At 40.3% G+C, this 18,088-nt stretch carries 15 protein-coding genes; 8 read left to right on the top strand and 7 right to left on the bottom strand.

What is annotated here, in order from left to right:
* The first annotated feature begins 34 nt into the window (after window positions 1–34).
* Together NMG48_RS08545 and NMG48_RS08540 are read left to right on the top strand one after the other, a co-directional pair.
* Window positions 35–1,558, top strand: a complete 1,524-nt coding sequence (locus NMG48_RS08545) for an isochorismate synthase (RefSeq protein WP_271254831.1) — start codon at window positions 35–37, stop codon at window positions 1,556–1,558.
* Window positions 1,559–1,572: 14 nt separating this feature from the next.
* Complete coding sequence (locus tag NMG48_RS08540; protein ID WP_271254830.1) at window positions 1,573–2,337, top strand: Fic family protein; 765 nt, start codon at window positions 1,573–1,575, stop codon at window positions 2,335–2,337.
* Here the strand turns inward: NMG48_RS08540 and NMG48_RS08535 are convergent, their stop codons facing one another.
* The 3 genes from NMG48_RS08535 to NMG48_RS08525 all read right to left on the bottom strand — a co-directional run bounded on the left by NMG48_RS08535 (window position 2,338) and on the right by NMG48_RS08525 (window position 4,203).
* Window positions 2,338–2,865, bottom strand: a complete 528-nt coding sequence (locus NMG48_RS08535) for a hypothetical protein (protein ID WP_271254829.1) — start codon at window positions 2,863–2,865, stop codon at window positions 2,338–2,340.
* On the bottom strand, window positions 2,852–3,967 hold the full coding sequence (locus NMG48_RS08530) for an AAA family ATPase (protein ID WP_271254828.1): 1,116 nt from the start codon (window positions 3,965–3,967) through the stop codon (window positions 2,852–2,854). The genes NMG48_RS08535 and NMG48_RS08530 overlap by 14 nt, the downstream gene beginning before the upstream one ends.
* Window positions 3,968–4,059: 92 nt before the next feature.
* A complete protein-coding gene (locus NMG48_RS08525; RefSeq protein WP_271254827.1) occupies window positions 4,060–4,203 on the bottom strand; it encodes an AAA family ATPase in 144 nt (47 codons plus the stop codon).
* 163 nt (window positions 4,204–4,366) lie between these two features.
* On the opposite strand from NMG48_RS08525, the gene NMG48_RS08520 reads away from it, so the two are divergent.
* The 3 genes from NMG48_RS08520 (at window position 4,367) to NMG48_RS08510 (ending at window position 7,165) form a co-directional block, all read left to right on the top strand.
* Entirely contained in the window at window positions 4,367–4,987 is a 621-nt protein-coding gene (locus tag NMG48_RS08520) for a hypothetical protein (protein WP_271254826.1), read from the top strand.
* Window positions 4,988–5,077: 90 nt separating this feature from the next.
* Window positions 5,078–6,250, top strand: a complete 1,173-nt coding sequence (locus tag NMG48_RS08515) for a hypothetical protein (protein WP_271254825.1) — start codon at window positions 5,078–5,080, stop codon at window positions 6,248–6,250.
* A 150-nt stretch (window positions 6,251–6,400) separates the two neighbouring features.
* Window positions 6,401–7,165 carry a sterol desaturase family protein gene (locus tag NMG48_RS08510; protein WP_271254824.1) on the top strand — a complete coding sequence of 255 codons (765 nt, stop codon included), beginning with the start codon at window positions 6,401–6,403 and terminating at the stop codon, window positions 7,163–7,165.
* Here the strand turns inward: NMG48_RS08510 and NMG48_RS08505 are convergent.
* From NMG48_RS08505 to NMG48_RS08495, 3 genes are all read right to left on the bottom strand, one after another.
* On the bottom strand, window positions 7,140–9,545 hold the full coding sequence (locus tag NMG48_RS08505; RefSeq protein WP_271254823.1) for a PAS domain S-box protein: 2,406 nt from the start codon (window positions 9,543–9,545) through the stop codon (window positions 7,140–7,142). The two genes, NMG48_RS08510 and NMG48_RS08505, sit on opposite strands and share 26 nt — an antisense overlap.
* Window positions 9,546–9,772: 227 nt before the next feature.
* Complete coding sequence (locus NMG48_RS08500; RefSeq protein WP_271254822.1) at window positions 9,773–10,903, bottom strand: molecular chaperone DnaJ; 1,131 nt, start codon at window positions 10,901–10,903, stop codon at window positions 9,773–9,775.
* Window positions 10,904–11,162: 259 nt separating this feature from the next.
* On the bottom strand, window positions 11,163–12,167 hold the full coding sequence (locus NMG48_RS08495; RefSeq protein ID WP_271254821.1) for a peptidoglycan recognition protein family protein: 1,005 nt from the start codon (window positions 12,165–12,167) through the stop codon (window positions 11,163–11,165).
* Window positions 12,168–12,533: 366 nt separating this feature from the next.
* Between NMG48_RS08495 and NMG48_RS08490 the strand changes: the two genes are divergently transcribed.
* Window positions 12,534–13,571: a S1C family serine protease gene (locus NMG48_RS08490; protein ID WP_271254820.1), complete on the top strand. Its 1,038-nt coding sequence runs from the start codon at window positions 12,534–12,536 to the stop codon at window positions 13,569–13,571.
* A gap of 119 nt (window positions 13,572–13,690) precedes the next feature.
* On the opposite strand, the gene NMG48_RS08485 is transcribed toward NMG48_RS08490, so the two are convergent.
* Window positions 13,691–14,158, bottom strand: coding sequence for a hypothetical protein (locus NMG48_RS08485; RefSeq protein ID WP_271254819.1), 468 nt, complete (start codon window positions 14,156–14,158; stop codon window positions 13,691–13,693).
* 538 nt (window positions 14,159–14,696) lie between these two features.
* Here NMG48_RS08485 and NMG48_RS08480 point away from each other — a divergent pair.
* Together NMG48_RS08480 and NMG48_RS08475 are read left to right on the top strand one after the other, a co-directional pair.
* A complete protein-coding gene (locus tag NMG48_RS08480) occupies window positions 14,697–16,547 on the top strand; it encodes an iron uptake porin (protein WP_271254818.1) in 1,851 nt (616 codons plus the stop codon).
* Between the two features lie 80 nt (window positions 16,548–16,627).
* Entirely contained in the window at window positions 16,628–17,989 is a 1,362-nt protein-coding gene (locus tag NMG48_RS08475; RefSeq protein ID WP_271254817.1) for a cytochrome P450, read from the top strand.
* Window positions 17,990–18,088: the final 99 nt, after the last annotated feature.

The following is an 18,088-nucleotide window of genomic DNA, read 5'->3' as shown; positions in this document are numbered from 1 at the left end:
TTAACTGTGCTGGCGACTGCTATAAAATATAACCATGCAAGTTCGTCAGAGTGTCACCTATAGCAGCATCGATTCTAAATCTCTGCACGATTGGATTGTTAAAGCGATCGCTAAAGCGCAGGTCACGGGATCACCGATCTTATTTAGTTACTCCCAGAGTTGGGAGTGCATGAATCCTCTATTGTTGTTGGCAAGTAAGTCTGATCCCCAACAACCAAAGTTTTATTGGGAACAACCGAATGCCGATTTGGTATTAGCGGCGGCGGGTTCGGTTGCCGAAGTCTCAGTGCCAAATCATGATTTGAGCGATCGCTTTGATTGTGCCAAAAAGTTTATTAGGACACATCTAGAGGATGCAATCATCGCGAAGCATCCAGAACTTGATCTACAGCGCTCTGAACTTTCTATACATATTTTCGGTGCTTTTTCTTTTTATCGAAATGGTAGCAACCCTAACGAGTGGGTTGATTTAGCTGTACCTAGTGACTATCAATCTCAATATCAACAGGACTATCAGCCAGCGATCGAATTTCCGACTTTACTATTTTTCATTCCCCGTTGGATGGTCAGGTATACGCAACAAGCTTGTACCTTGACTCTCAATGACTATATTCAACCTTGGGATCATGCTGATGAGGTCATGGATCGTATTCTAAATTTGCGATCGCATTTGTCCGAAAGCTCCCATTATGAATCCCCCACAGTCCATGAAGTTAATAAAATCATTGAGGTACAGGGACAACAAATCTGGACAGAGATCGTCGAGCGTGCCTTAACTTTGATTCATCAAGGGCATTTTGAAAAGGTGGTCTTGGCTAGAGCTTTAGATGTGTTAGCCGATCGCGATTTTGATCCATTTCAGGTACTGCATGTATTACGGTGCGAATATCCTGAATGTATTTCCTTTTTACTTGACTATGGCGTAGGTAAAACCTTTTTGGGTGCGACTCCTGAAGTGGTGTTGCAATTTAAAGCCCAAAGCGATCGCCTTTGGTTACGCAGTGATGCCCTTGCGGGGTCGATCGAGCGGGGTAAGTCGGTACAGGAAGATCAAATGCTGGGTGAGCTATTACTTAATAGTGAAAAGGATATGCGCGAACATCAAATTGTAATTCGCTCGATCTGCGATCGCTTGCAAAGTATGGGGGCTTCAGTCGATCCACATGTAAATACTAGCCTGTTGAAACTGTCGAATGTGCAGCATTTACATACACCGATTACTGCTCAAATTGATGATCCTGATTGGTTGATTGCCTTAGATATTTTGCAGCAGTTACATCCAACTGCCGCAGTCGGTGGTGAGCCAAGGGATCGCGCCGTCTGTTTCATGCAGCAATGGGAAGCCTGCGATCGCGGTTGGTATGCTGCCCCCATTGGTTGGCTAAATGGTAATGGTGAAGGAACTTTTGGTGTGGGGATTAGAGCGGGATATATTCAAGGCGATCGGGCAAGAATTTTTGCGGGTGCAGGGATTGTGGCAAATTCGCAAGTGGAAAATGAACAAAGTGAAACCACGATTAAGTTTGCAGCTTTGTTAAAGGCTTTGGGCGCAATTTAATTTACATTCAATTTATGAGAACAATAGAATCAATCCTTGCTGATATTGATCAACTCAAAGCAGAGCTAGATATTTTGCGCCAATCTTTAGACAATGCCACGATTAAAGAAGCGTTAGAAGTTGAGTTTTTGTACGAAAGTAATCGCATCGAAGGTAATACTTTAACTTTGCGTGAAACTCAATTAGTCATTAATGAGGGAATGACGATTAGTGGCAAAAGTATGCGCGAGCATTTAGAAGCAATTAATCATAAAGAGGCTATTTTATTTATTGATGATCTTGTTTCTCAAAAGGTAGATTTATCAGAATATGTCCTTAAACAAATTCATGGAATTGTCCTGTACGGTATCGATCGCGAAAATGCAGGAGTTTATCGTAAGTTACCTGTAGCTATCGCAGGAAGTAAGCATTTACCTCCACAACCCTATTTATTGCAGGATTTGATGGATGGCTATTTCCAATTTTATATTCAATCGAAAGATCATTTACATCCAGTAGTTTTAGCAGCCGAAATGCACGAAAGGTTAGTAAATATTCATCCTTTTATTGATGGTAATGGTAGGACTGCTCGCTTAATTATGAATTTAATTCTGTTGCAATATGGTTTTCCATTAGCAATTATTGGTGGTGATTATGATAGTCGGATGGCTTATTATGATGCTTTAGAAAAGGTGCAATCTGAGAATAATAAAGAAGATTTTATTTTACTAATTGCTGAAAAGGTTTTAGGTGCTTTGGAAAGATATATAAATATATTAAGTCCCAAAAGAACCAAATAACTACTCAATGATTCTCTTTATTTCAATGCAAGCATCATGCATTGATGGCGGTGCATTGGTAGGTAAACCTAGTACACATTGATCGGCAAGCTTTTCAACAAATGGTTTACATTCTCCTTGGTTTGCAAGTTTGCTATACGCAACAATTTCATCAATAGGTTCTCCTGACTGTAGATAATGTATCCAAGTCTCAATATTTCTCTTCGGAACAAATATTGCAATTTTTTCTTTACGATGACGTTTTTCCTCAAGAACTGAGTCTAACTGTTTTATGCGTTCGGCTACAGTGTTTCTATCAGCATCTATAACTACTATCAAGCAAATATTAAGATAGTTTTTACTCCGATGAGCCTTAACTTCTGCTGCATAACGTTCGCGAACATATTGCTCTCCAGCTTGCCTACCACTAGGACAACTTTTATCAATAAAATTTCCAGTTAATCCTTTTTTCTGAAGAAAGTAACGAGCAAAGACATATTGTTGACGATCTTCACACAAAATTACGATAGTTTGTCTATTCTGGGTCATAAAGCCAACCACGCTCTACTAGGTCAGATATAGGTAATCCAGTATCATCCTCGTCTTTAATTCTCTTAACTCGCACTGGAGAATTGCCCTTTCTCTCAAACCAGTAACCTGAATCTGCAGCTAGAAAATTAATAAGTTTAGGATGATGAGAAATGAGAATAGCTTGCAGTTTTTTCTCACTACAAAGATCGTACAACTGATCTAGCCAAGGTTGTACTTCTGGTAATGCTAAAAAGTTTTCTGGCTCATCAATAAATAATGTATAGTCTTCATCTTGAGTACTATAGATTAAAGTGTATAAAGCAATAATAACTTTCTGTCCATCTGATAATTCATTAAAGTAGTATTCAATTGGTTTTTTATTGTCAATCTCATTTTCAAATATTAGCTTTAATCCATAGTTGGTTTCACTAAACCTATCAAATTTAAAATATGTAAATTTATCTAAAACCTCTCGCAATACATTTGTAATCTTAAGAACCTTACCTTGATCTTGTGAAAGATGACGATACCAAGATACATAGTTTTCCATTCTTGGAGATATGTAAGAAAGTTCTTGTTCGCTAACTCCAGTCATTAGAGAAGGAGTAATCTGTATAACTAAGAGACGCAATATACAATTTCTAAACCAAGTTAGCTTCTTATTAGTATTAGTTGGTGGTAAAAGAGATAGAAATGATTGAGAAGAATCAAAGTAGGAGATTTTTGATATTTCCAAATAATCATCATCATATATATATACACCACCTAATTCAAATTTTAATAATGGTTGATTATTAAACCATAATCTTTCATGAGCAATAAATGGCTTCTGTTGTTCGTTATATAGTATTGCAAGGTCATATTTGTATTTACCTCCATTACCATCTATTTCGATCTCAAAGTTATGTTCCTTAAGTGTCTGCCAACGACAGCAATCAAAGATGGTAAATAGATTCTCTACCTTAAATACACCAGAAATTAAATCTTTAACTCTATTTATCGCATCAAAAACTGTGGATTTACCTGATCCATTTCCTCCTAGGAATAGGTTAATAGAATTAAATGAAATCTCAAAGTTTACAAGAGAGCGAAAATTATCTATGTATATTCTATTTAACATATATTGATCTAGAATGACCTAAATATTATTAGCTACATCGTTGCTAATCTATTATAGTTGTTACGGTTAAATGGAATCATACAACAGTTAGTTTAATCATTAACAGATTTTAGAAATTGCAAGATCGCCGTTTTTCCAGAACTATTTGTACCAAAAAAGCTAGTCAAAGGAGCCATCCGAAATTCTCCTGTATCTGCCCATGACTTAAAATTCTGAATGCGTAGTTTTGTAAACATGGTGATTCTTGTTTGACTGAATACTAATCATTTGTCGAGCAATATTATATTAATCTATTTAATTATTCTGATATATTTGGGCAATTAGTTTTCCACGCTTTAAAGTGATCGCATCATGATTACCTAAACAATTTATCCAAACAAGCCAATTTTAGAGAAACCCATGAAAATGCCTCTCAAAAATACCCCATACCAATGGCTTCTCTTAATTTCACTATTTTGCCTAACTATCGTTTCAGGCTGTCAATCGCCCGAAGAAACCGCTAAGGCAAAACTGGATAAAGAGCTTGCAGATAAAAAAGCTCAAGCAGAGCAAGCAAAGAAAAAAGCATTAGACGAGTTGGAATCCCAAAGTGACAAATTTGCCGCTCTTGCCCCACCAGTGCAAGAAGTAGATCAACCCTATATTAAAGGAAAAGTGATTTTTGTCTATAAACGAGCCAACAACAAGAGTGAATTTCTCCCAGAAGATCGTGCAGCCTTGGGTCAACTCTATGCCAACTCAGTTGCTGAAGTAAAGACAGTTGTACAGATCAACTGTTTTAATTTTCGGGAGGGAGACTATATCAACGAAAGAACCAATGAAAAAATTCCTGCCTTTACTGTGCGATGTGATGTGGATGTAATTGACAACACGATCCCCGCAGTCATTGTGAGTAAGCAATTTGAGAACAAAAAATTACCTGACAAAACTGTCCTCAAAAAGACTGATAAGGAAATAGTTGCTCAAAACCCTTACAAGGAAATCCAAACCTTTATTCGCAACCTTCCCCGCAAGCCATGAGAATTACTAAGAAAAAAACTTGCAAACTTGACAAAGTCTGTTAATGTTTGTCTTGTAAAAATACCTCGGTATTGTTCGGTGAGGTTGTCCGTGAGTGAATTGAAACGCGAAGCAGCTCTACGAGAAGTTTTGGTTAAAGCAGAAACCGTTAATGATGACGATGATCTAGATGCGCTCTTAGATGGCGGACTGCTAGACGCACAAGCGATCGCTGAAATTACGAATATGCTCGGTAATCTTGATAATCTTGATGCCTTCTCCGATGATTGGCTATCGGATGGTCATGGGACTCAGGATATTCAGCAACCAAACATCCATGAAGTAATTGCTGATCGCGATCGCCTGCACAATGAGTTAGAGGAACTGCGATCGCAACATCAATTTGAATGTGAATATGTCGATCAGCTAGAACAAGAAATTACTAGCGTCACTCATGATCGAGATCGCCAAGTCGCCGAACTCACCAAGCAATTAGAACAACTACAAAAACAAGTTACTGAACTAAGCGCCAATCCACCTGTTGATGACAAAATATTAAGCGATCGCTTAGCCGTTCATGTTTTACAAATTGAGGAAGAATTTCAGCATCGTTTAGCGATCGCCTTGGAAATTGAAACGCAAAAAATTACTCAGCAATATTTACAAGAAATTACCGATAAAAATGAGTTGATTAATCAATTGCAATGTCAAAATACTGCCCTTGATATTTCCCAACAAACCTTAACCGAAGAGTTAGAAGCGACACAATTACTCCTCAAAGAATCAACTAAAACTCTAGAAATTGCCCAAACAAAATTATCAGAAGTACAAGCTCAACGCGATCAATTTGAAGAAGAATTAATTAAACATCTCTCTAATCAAGCGCAATTACATCAGTCTTTGCGTGGTCTAGAAAATGAATATGTTAGTGATCTCAACCGAGTCCAAGACCTAGAACAGCAAATCGAAGAATTACAAAATCAAGTTCTCCAACAAGCATCTAAGGCTTCCGAATATGAAGCCGCTATCCAACATTGGAAAGAACAGTCAGTGCGTCATCAACATCATGCGCTGCAACTAAGTGGTGCGTTAGAGCGCTTACTAGCAGAAAAACCCGTTAAGCATTTAACACCGACATCATCACCTCAAATTCATGATCGACAAGCTGAACAGGAATATGTACTAGAACGAGAACCAATAGCCGAAGCAAGACCTGTACCTGCGCGATCGCCTTTTCCCTCATCCAAGGTTGATTTACCATCTTTTTTAGTCAGACATCGCTAAAAATATCTAAGCAAGACAGCGTGCCGAATTTCTGAGACAAGGGCTATACAATTAACGTCAGTTCGATAACGCCATTTGCGCGGCGCAAATGGCGTTATCGAACCACGTTACAATTAGATTGCATAGATTGGAGAATGTGGAGACATTGCCATGAAATTTGCGATCGCCTTTTTATTGCTCTGGCTTGTATTCGGCACACTTGAATGGTTCTTTCCCCTTAGAAAAGAGCAGAAACACTTTCGTCAAGGCTGGCTTACGGATGTTGCCCATTTTTTCTTTAATCACATTTTTGCCAACGTAGGCACATATCTAGTCGTAGCATTTCTATATATCTTTTTTAAAGGCTGGATTTCTCCATCATTACAAACAGCGATCAGGAGTCAACCCGCATTCTTCCAATTTGCCGAAGCTTTTTTGATTGCTCAACTTGCATTTTATACGGTACATCGCCTAGCCCATACAGTCCCTTGGTTATGGCGATTTCATGCCATTCATCATAGTAGTGCCGAACTCGACTGGTTAGCATCTGCAAGGTTACATCCTGTAGAAACAATTGTGGTGAATATTGCCGTAGGTATTCCTCTATTCCTATTAGGATTTACTAGAGAAACCTTCGGCGCTTATCTTGTATTTGGTACAGTTTTATCAGTTTTGAATCATGCTAATACCAGATTTCAATTTCCTATTCTCAATCGCATAATTGCCACCCCCGACTTCCATCACTGGCATCATAGCAATGATTTAGAAGCTCGTGATAAGAATTTCTCTGGGTTTCCGCTTATCGATTTAATGTTCGGCACTTACTATGTACCCAAAAACAAGATGCCTCAGACCTATGGAGTTGATGAGACTGTACCTAATACTTATTGGCAACAAATGCTTTATCCATTTAGGTTGCATCATAGGGCAGACTAACAGTAAAGGAGCTACCTACACCGACTTTGCTCTCAACATTTACATAGCCCCCATGCAGCTCTGCAAGTTTTCTGACTAAATTTAGCCCCAGTCCAGTACCCGCATACTGACGACTGAGGTTACTATGAATTTGGACAAAGGGTTGAAATAACTTCCCAATATCTACCTGAGATATCCCAATCCCCGTATCCGATACAACAAAGCAAAGTTCAGTTCTCAATTGCTCTATAGAGCATTCAGGGGATTCTTCTGGTTGTGAATGGACTAATTTAGCTTCTAACGTTACTTTGCCATCTTTAGGCGTAAACTTCACGGCATTACTCAATAAATTAATCAATAACTGACGCATTCTGCGTTCATCTACCACGATCTCATAGGGGACATCGGGATGAATTATGAGATTTAATTGAATATTTTTCTGTGCCGCTTGGTGTTTAACAAAGCTCAGACTACTTTCACATAAATAGGTTAGTGATACTGACGTTAGCTCTAGAATAAACATTCCTGATTCAATTTTGGCAACATCTAAAATATCATTAATTAGTTCTAAGAGATGTTGACCACTTTTTTGAATGGTTGCTAATGAGTTTTTTTGCTTTTGATTGAGTTCTCCAAAAACTTGATCTTGCAGTCCTTCCGAAATCCCTAAAATGGCATTGAGAGGAGTTCGTAATTCATGACTCATTGTGGCAAGAAATTCATCTTTGAGGCGCGTAACCCTTTCCAACTCTTGGTTAGCTGATATTAGCTTTTCGTTACTCAACTGGAGTTCAGCTTCTGCTTGTTTGCGATCGCTAATATTTCGTACCAAGACCAATACCTCATCCTCACCACAGGGACTGATCCGTACTTCTTCATAAATTGATTTGTTATATTTTTGGAGTTGATGTTCATAAAATTGCACCTCTCCTGTAGCGATCGCCCGATTAAATACTTGAAGTAATTCTTCTAAAACATGGGGTAATAAAAGTTCGGAAATATGATTATGAATAGGAACAAAGGCTTCTTTATCGGGAGTATTAGGCAAGATACAGTCGATACATGTGCCATCACGCTTCAGTCTTAGTAACAAATCGGGAATTGCATTGATTAACTGTTGTTTGCGAGTTTCACTTTCTGCTAGATCAGCAGTTCTTTGCTGAATTCTAACTTCTAATTCTTGATTGAGTTTTGATAATTCCTGTTGAGTATTTTTAAGATCATTAATATTTTGAATTAAAGCAATATCATACAGGGGATGATTTTGTGAGTCCCATACAAGGGAGACACTCATCAGTCCCCAAATGAATTGACCATTTTTATGACGAAATCGCTTTTCAATATGGAAACTATCAATCTCATTGCTAAGTAATTTTTGATGATGATAGAGATCAATTTCGAGATCATCAGGATGGGTAATATCTTGAAAGGTCAATTTTCGTAGTTCTTCCTCAGAATACCCCAACATATTACATAGCGCTTGATTAACCGCAAGATGATTACCATTAGGAGCCGCAATCGAAATACCTACTGCGGCTGTATCAAATACACTTCTAAAGCGCATTTCTGATTCTCGCAAAGCTTCTTCAGCTTGTTTGCGATCGCTAATATTGCGGATAATTGTTAAAGCTTCCTGATCACTAACTCTAACGACTTGCACCTCTTCGTACTGCACTTTTCCATCAATATTCCATTGCTGCTCAAAGGTCTGAATTATCCCAGTAGCGATCGCTCTTTGAATCGCCTGCAATTTGCGAAAGGCTAGATCTGCTGGTAAAACGTCAGACAGTTGCTTATCTATTATATTCATGTCAGCGGGTAGCAAATCTGCGACATAATTACTAGAAAAGCATTCTAAGTAAGTTCCATTGGCACTTACACGATAGATTAAGTCTGGAATTGCCATTAAAACTGCTCTTTTTTGAGCTTCAACTTGATTTAAAGTGTCTTCAGTTTGCTTATCCTTAGCAAAGAGAATACTTTCTTGCGTAGCAACACCAAATGTTTGATTAAAGTCGTTGACTATAGGTAACTGATAACAACGAAACTCTTCTAAGAGCCTGAGCATTGACTCCAAATCTTGAATCTGCGATCGCTTAATTACAATGGAAGGTGGAGTAATCACATCTCCAATCTTTAATTTCTGCGTATCTTTTTGCTCTGCAACTAGATTCAGCACATCCCACTTTGTAAATAGACCAAGCAGATTGTCCTTGTCAACAACTAAAACACAGCTTGTTCGCGACTCTAAGAATCTATAGTCCATGGGCTGACTTAAATTGACAGCATGAACCAATTGATTCATTAAACAAATAACATCAAATAGTGATACATCGGGGGCAACGATGATGGGTTGGGGATTAATCGCCAAATCTATATAAATGCTGTTTGGTATTAGCATCACTTCACTTGAGGATTACACAGTGATCAATCTCTGACACAATTCTACAATAGTCTACTATTTCTAATTTAACGTGAGTTCGACAACGCCATTTGCGCCGCGCGAAGCGCCGCGCAAATGGCGTTGTCGAAATGACATTGATGAACGGACAAAACTGACAGCACAGATTCAATAAGCCCATACTTACCTATTTAGTACTACCCCTAACTACTGAATGCAAGAGAAACTTAGGAGGAAAACCATGTGAACAGGTTAGTTAACCAACCTTGTTTTTCATTGAGATGAGGTTTCTTAGAGGAATTTGATTTATGAGCGCTTTTCCCACTTTGGTTAGCATCAGGTTCACTCAATTCCAAAAGATGTTTTAGGGCTATAGCCTCTTGAGGATTAATGTAAAGCGATCGCTTAAAGCTTGCTTTTGCCATTTGAAGTTGATTAGTATTGATATAAACCACACCTAGTAGAGCTAGACACTTACTATTGTTCTCATCAATTCTCAAAATTGCTCGCAATTCTTGAATTGCCGCTTTCCACTCACTCTGCAATATATAGACTTCACAGACTTTGATGCGATCATTAATCATCTTGATATCAGGATGCTCATCCCTAGACTGAAGTACCGTATTATCGCCATCACTTCTAGACTGAAGTATGGTGTTATCACCATCGTTGCCCAACTGAAATACTGTTTCATCAGCTTTAGCTTGTAGATTACTAGAAGACTGTTCAGATGAATACTGAAGGCTATAGGTATAACTAGGTTTTGAGGGGGGAGGGAGGAAATTTAAGGTATGAGCTTTAGTGCCTTTAGGAGTCACCATTGGTGCAAGTACTGGCGGCATATTCGCTGCCCCATGTCGATAACCCTCTTTACACAGAATGTAAACCAAATTTAGCTCACTAATCTGTGCGGTAAAATCGAGAATTTGAGTGAGGGATTGATATTGGACTTTAGCGAGTTCTGTAACCAATCGCTCGTAGACATCATCACTAGGAGTCATAATTAACTCACAGGCACTCTCTGAGTGAATCTGAATATTGCGAGATCTCTGCATTAAGCGCTTCGCAAGTAATTTAAATATCTGTTGATATGCCTTACGATCTTGCTCCTTCATCAAACCGTTATAGGCAGGATTCACTAGTTTGGCAAGATATTGTGTAGCCAAGATTTTCTCATCCGCCGAAAAGCCATACACATCGGGATGGAGAATGCGGGCGATCCGCAAATATACATTGCGGATATACATAGGGTTGCTAATAATAGGTAAGCCCAAGGCAGCATAGTAGTCATGATTGTACTGACTAATCCCGCGATCGAAGCGAATAAACTGGTGTTTTGGCTGCTTGGGCTTATTCATGTTTACTAGCTTTGCCCATAATTAAATGCGCTGGGAAACTGATCAACCAACTACATATACCAATAAACTAACCAAAAGTGGAGAGCCATTTGCCTAAACTTTACAAACTAATTTATAGTTTGAGAAAATGTAACTCCTTAAGGTGCAATCTCTCAAACTATTTAAGTAGCTTGGTATAATTAAAACCCAGAATTAAAGCCTACAACGAACGCACAGCATTCGTTACAGGCTTTTAAGCTTTATATTTAACTGCACCCAGCTACTTAGATCCTAACTTCTTTGATACTTTCTTTGACTCTGGGGTAGACAATGCACAACCGATCGCAATTTCTTTAGTTCTAGGGTAGTTACTGAGTAGTTTTTGGAACAGATTAAAATCAAAGCTGCGCGGATCGATGCGAGACCCAGACCGATCAACAATTCTATGCGTTGTGATGCGCTCTAATGGAACATCGGTTTTCGCCACTAACCATGCCAGAGATTGATATTGAGCTTCCGTATATCCGCTATGACTATATCCATTGTGCATTCCATCTTCAGGTGTTTCTAGGGAGATGTGATAGGCAAAATTATTCACAGAACTAGGATAGCGAGGATTTGTTTGGACTGCTTCTTGTCCTAAAGAACTTATAAATACAGAGTTGCCTGCACCAAAAGCGCGTTTATCTGGTGGGACAAAGTAAATAATCGTGCCATCACTAGAAATTAAAGTGTGATAACTCGCTTGATTATCTTCATCGGTATGGAACTCCTGAAAGAAGCTGACGACACTGTTAGCAGAGCCAACCGTTTCATGAAGAACGATAATGGGTAAATTATTAACAGGTTTGCCTGATAAATTTTTGAGATAGCGATCGCCATAGTTAGAGGATGCCGCTAAGGCAATTATCTCTCTAGGAGTATAGTCAATTGATTTCTGAGCAGAAGTGGAAGTTGTGGTAGCGGTAGTTAAGGAATTCCGAAATCGCTCTAAGGTAATGGGAGTAGAGGTGAGGGCGGCGGGTAGTGACGGCTCAGGCGGATTTGCTGGCGGCTGAAGATCGCATCCTTTGACGGGTGCAAATTGGTTAACTTCTGGTGAGAAGTTTATAGTTTGGTAATTAATATATTGAGCTTTTTGTTCTTGAGATTTTTGTTTAAGATTTGTGGGGTTTGTAGGTTTGGGGCGCTTCACCTGAGCACTTTTGGGGCTTGTGTCCGTAAACTTAGCATCGGCAACGATCTTAGTCTTCGCTGGTTCTGCGAATAGAATAAAACTTACCAAGGTCAACAAAAAAAAAAGCGATCGCGACAAATCTTTTGGGGTACATAGCTTAGAGAAGCCTTATTTGCTACAACAGCATTTTAACCCACAAATCTGAAGAAGCGCTCGATTTATGCAACCTGTGAGGAGTAAGTAGCTAGGCGCAATTAAATATAAACCCCAAATGCTGTGGCGCACGCGCAGCGTGCGCCACAGCTTTTAGTTCTATTTTTTTAATCTAGCTAAAGGGTAAATTCTCCGCCGCTCTGCGGCGGGCTTATTCATTTATACCTAGCTACTTAGCACTACATATCTACGATAAATAGCGTAGATGCTTCTCGGAACTGCGCGATCGCTACTCCCGTCAAGTTTGCCATAACAGGAATTATGCAGACGACAGAGAAGACTATGAAATCTACAGCGATCGCCTTGAGCCTTGTATCCGCCTTACTAGTTAGCATTCCTAGTTTTAGCAAAGCTGCGACTGCTGCACCCAAGGATTTTGATCCTGAAGAAAAAATCACGATGGAAGTTTATCGTTCATCTAATCCTGCGGTAGTCACCATTAAAACCGCAACTAGCACTGGCTCAGGCAGCATCATTACCCCTGAAGGTCTAGTCATTACTAATGAGCATGTCATTCACGACGCAAAGAATGGCAATGTCAAGATAATCAATATCGATGGTAAAACCTATGATGGACAAGTTCTCACAATTGATCGCAAAAATGACTTAGCCCTAGTAAAAATTATCAGCAGCGATCGCTTTCCTAGCTTATCCCTAGCGGATCGAGACAGCCTTCTCGTTGGGCAAAAAGTATTTGCGATCGGTAGTCCCTTTGGTTTGTCAGGAACCCTCACCACTGGCATTCTCAGCCGTGTAGCAGCTAATGGCGATCTTCAAACCGATGCCCGACTCAATCCTGGGAATTCTGGAGGTCCTTTGCTCAACTCCCGTGGGGAAATTATTGGAGTGAACAAATCAATCCTCAGCCCCGATGGTCGCTCGAATACAGGCATTGGTTTTGCAACTAGCGCTCCTATTACCAAGGAATTTCTTACCCGCAGTGCTGCCTTCATTCCCACCAACAAGGCTGCCAATAACATCGCTAGTCTTCCACAGATTTCATCACCAACTACAGCTTCCACTTCTCCTCAAGCTTCCATTAAATCTACAACGGCTACCTCGACGGAACGCCCTCTATTAGGAGTAGTGCTTACCAATAGTCTCACTGTTTATGAAGTCCGCCCTAACTCTCTGGCTAGCCGCATGGGTTTACAAAAAGGCGATCGCCTTGTGAGCTTAAATGGCGCACCAATTAGCGATGCCAAACAAATTATCAGTTACCTTGCTCAGCGTCCATCATCAGCACTCTTGACAGTAGCTAGAAATACAGGAATTACCAATTACCAGATTAAGTTTTAGATAATAAAGGTGGCATGTTGCACCATCCTTCTTATCAAAGCCCAAAACTGTAGCGCACGCTGCGCGTGCGCTACAGTTTTGGGCTTTTGGGTTTTAATTATGTCAAGCTACTTGAAGGATTAAGATTTTCCACAATATTGCTGTAACTCTTGTTCTAAATCAATGCCTCTGCTACCAGTAGCAGTCAAACTCGCGGAGGCAGATTGAAAGGCAGCATAGTCTCCCTGTGCTTGATCCCGCTTAGCTTGGGTCAATTGCTCACTCATGTCTCCAGAAAATTGCAAGTAGCGCTCCTGCAAGGATTTGAGCTGACTATCTTCGACTTTCAATACCAGTAAATCTTGTTTGAGTTCATTGATATAACGTAAGATTACCGCCAGATCCATCGTGTTTGCGGCTCCCGCAGCTTTATTCGTAATCGTTATAAAGGCTTTACATTCAGAATCCTTATTTGTCGGCTCCATTCCTGTTTGATGGAGTGGCATAGAAGGATGGATAGGTGATGCGAAGACTTGGGGAAGCATCTCAAGGGGATTGACAATAGATGCCATAGCGATCGCAATTAAAAAGGCAGAATTTATTTTCATCTTAAATATACTTAGATGTAATTTTAAATATAGATTTAATTTCTTTCCCCATCCATAATGTGATCATCCTAAGTTAATGATCATAATAATGCCCCCCGACTAAAGTATTAAAGTATGGGACATCAATATTTTCAATAAGTGGCTGGGCATTATTAAAAAAGCAGCCCCAAAACCTGTGGCTCACGTATAGATTGAACTACAGGTTTGTAGATTTTAGATTTAATTGCACCCAGCTACTTAGTTCTATGATCATAAAAGTTGTAAAACAATAACTTGGCTATAAACCAAAAAAGCTATTTAATATTCTATAGCAGTCCTAAATCATTTGTAGATTTTTAGGTTTGTGGAAGCGCACCCCGAAGGGGTGCGCTTCCACAAACCATTTAGGATTGCGATATGAGGGATGCGTAGAAAAATAAAAGACAATTTTTTGGGTGCAGCAAAGCTGTGGCATAAAGAATCTGGTTCTTTATTAAATCGTAGAAACCTCTATTAATAACCAATTAATCAATTATTGTGTGATGGGTGTGAGGACTGCATGAATACCAAGATTTACGCTACTTTGATAATACTATCCGCCATCTTCAATATCTTTGCGGATCTTGGTACTCAAGCCTTGGCGTTAGAACCTGTCCCAAAAGTTAAAGAAACAAAAGAAATTAAAGAGAGCAAAATTTTCATTGAGCCTTCTATTTCCAATACACTAGATTCTCAGCAACGCGATCGCATTAGCAGTTACATAGACGAACCCAAGCAAGCGATCGCCGAAGTTACCTCTGTATCACAACTATCAGATGTCAAGGCAACTGACTGGGCTTTTATCTCCCTCCAAAGTTTAGTTGAACGGTATGGATGTATTGCAGGCTATCCCAACCGAACTTATCAGGGCAAACAAGCGATCGCTCGTTACGAATTTGCCGCAGGACTGAATGCCTGTTTAGATAAAATTAATGAAATCGTGAGTGCAGGTTTAGCCGACAAGGTAAGTCAACAAGACTTAGCAACCCTCAAAAAACTCCAAGAAGAATTTGCGGCTGAATTGTCGGTCTTAAGGGGAAAGATCGATGCACTAGAGGCGAAAACTAGTCAAATAGAATCACAGCAGTTCTCCACCACGACCAAACTCAATATTCTGAGTTCCTTTAATCTCAGTAGTGCTTTTAGTAATGGGAACATCCTTGCAGAAGGATTCCCAATTGCGGGAAGTACACCTGTCGCTCGATTTGCTACCCGCAACCCATTTACAGGAAGTCCTATTGTCGGCACAATTACAGAAAAGCCAAATACCACTTTCAGCTATTCTAACTATCTGCTCTTGACCTCTTCGTTTACAGGTAAAGATACGCTGAATTTAATTTTGGCGATGGGTAATGGCAATCCGCCAGCTAGTGCCTATAGTTCCGCAGGTTTTTCTAGCACCTTTGGAGTTCCCTATGCTGACTCCAATCCCGTTGTACCTTTATCCCCCAACAGCATTGGTTTATTTGAGCTGTTCTATAGTTTCCCCATTAGTGATACGGTGAGGCTCCAAATTGGCCCCAAAATCCTGTCTTTTCGACAGTTTGATGTTAATCGCTTTACGTCAGTGCTTAATGGCGCAGGAGGCTTAAACTCCTATCAGAGTACCCTTGCTAATACTGGTTTGTCGGGAGCAGGCGCGATCGCTAGTTGGCGCATGTCCGATCAATTGCTGCTTAAAGCAGGTTATCTAGCCCGTAACGATGCTTCTTTCCTTTATTTTGGTGGTGATAGTGCTAATAACCCCAATCGCGGTTTGTTTGGTGGATCTAATCAACTGCTAGCGGAACTCACCTATTCCCCAAGTGATTCCACAAATTTACGATTTCTCTACAGTCGTACCTATAACCAAGCACCTCCCGCTTCTCCCTTGGGACAACCCAATTTCCCTTTCTTCTTGACCTATTCAGCTAGAGGTGTTGTGGATGATGGATTTGGCGGTAGGCTACAAGACAGCACAGGCGACAATTTTGTGTTTAACTTTGATTGGTTGCTAAATCAATCCTTTGGTTTATTTGGTCGTTATTCCTATAGTAGCTACCAGATTGCACCTGTAAATCCTGCAATCGCTGGGGGGAATGTAAATCTGCAAGCCTTTCAATTAGGCTTAGCTTTTCCTGATCTAGGTAAGGAAGGGGCTGTAGCTACTGTCGCTTTTATGATTCCCTTTCAAGTGCTGTCTGGGCGCAACTTTCTGGTGTCAGGGAATGGGGATGGTGGTACACAATATGATTTGGAATTAACCTATTCCTATCCCATCACGAAATTTATGACACTTGTGCCTTCGCTGTTTGGGACATTTAATGCGAATAACTTTAGTAGTAATCCCGCCGTTTGGGGAGCAGTGTTACGAACACAGTTCTTATTTTAGGAAGTGTTAGGGAATGAATTTAGGGTTAGCTACAACTACGTGGTTAATCCTTTATAACCAAGGTTTCAGGAATCAAAACAATGATTGATAATTTATGGTCACGGGAAGTTAATAATATTCCGCTTCCACCTTTAGTCAAAGGATTCCCAATTTTGGGGAGTAGTTTAGAACTCGCTAAAGATAACCTTGGGTTCTTTGTCAAGCAGTACCATGAAGTCGGTGCAATTTTTCGAGTTCGCGCCCTTAATCGTCAATTCACCGTCATCGCAGGAACTGAGGCAAACCAATTTGTCAATCAGGTAGGAACAGAGTTTCTCAGTGTTCAAGATTTTTGGCAAGATTTTTGCAAAGAGTTAGGTACGGATAACTTGCTGGTCAGTTTAGATGGCGATCGCCATTTACAACAGCGCCGCTTTTTACAGCCTAGTTATTCGCGCAATTCAATCATTCATGCTTTTCCAGAGACGATCCAATTAATAGTTGAGCTGACTGCAAATTTGCGATCGGGGCAAAGAGTCCAAGTTTTACCCTTTTTTCAACAAATCATCTGTGAGCAATTGGGGATGTTGTTAGCGGACTGCTCCCCAAGTCACTATCGTGGCGACCTAGTCAGATTTTTACAGACTGCCTTAAATGTGACAGTGGTAAAGCAATTGCCATCTTTTTTGCTATGGCTGCCCTCCTATCAGCGATCGCGAAAAAGAGTGCTAGAACTAGCAAAGCTGGCGATCAAAAAAAATCGGATGTCTCAGACTAAGCGACAAAAGCCGAATTTAATCGATGAGTTACTAACTGACTGCCAACAACCGCATCCTTTGCTATCGGAATCGGAAATGATTGCTGCCGCCGTGGGTCCCTATCTCGCAGGTTTGGACACGGTGGCGAATACCTGTTCCTTCATGCTTTATGCTTTACTCAAATCTCCTGAGATCATGGCAAAAGTGATACAGGAAGTTGATGGGCTATTTCAAGATGGTATTCCCAATGCTGAAGGATTGCGTGGTCTGAGCGCTTTGCATGGGGCTGCGATGGAAACACTGCGGATGTATCCTGTGGCGACGGCAATTCAACGGTATGCGATCGCCGATTTTGCCTTTAAAGGCTTTCGGGTGGATGCAGGAACCCATGTGATCATTGCCACGACTGTGCCGCATTTTTTACCACAATATTTCCCAAATCCTCATACATTCGATATTGATCGCTTTCATCCACCTCGAAATGAACATAAGCAAAATGGAGCTTTTGCTCCCTTTGGGGCAGGCGCACATTTATGTCTAGGCAATGGTTTGGCGGAAGTGCAAATCATGCTCACAATGGCGACGCTATTACATCGGTTTGAGTTTTCTTTAGAATCTCCCAATTACACAATTCAACCCATTAGCAATCCTACTCTTTCCCCAAGCAATAGGTTTTATGTGCGTGTCCAACCCCGCAGTAACTAAAGGCAGGTCAGTTCGATAATGCCATTTGCGCGGCGCTTCGCGCCGCGCAAATGGCATTATCGAATTCCCGTTAAAGGCAGAATTAATTGATAGTTGGGC

This window comes from Pseudanabaena sp. Chao 1811 (assembly GCF_027942295.1).
Classification (GTDB): domain Bacteria; phylum Cyanobacteriota; class Cyanobacteriia; order Pseudanabaenales; family Pseudanabaenaceae; genus Pseudanabaena.
Note: the sequence above shows the minus strand (reverse complement) of the source record. Positions and strands in the feature narration are given on the sequence as shown.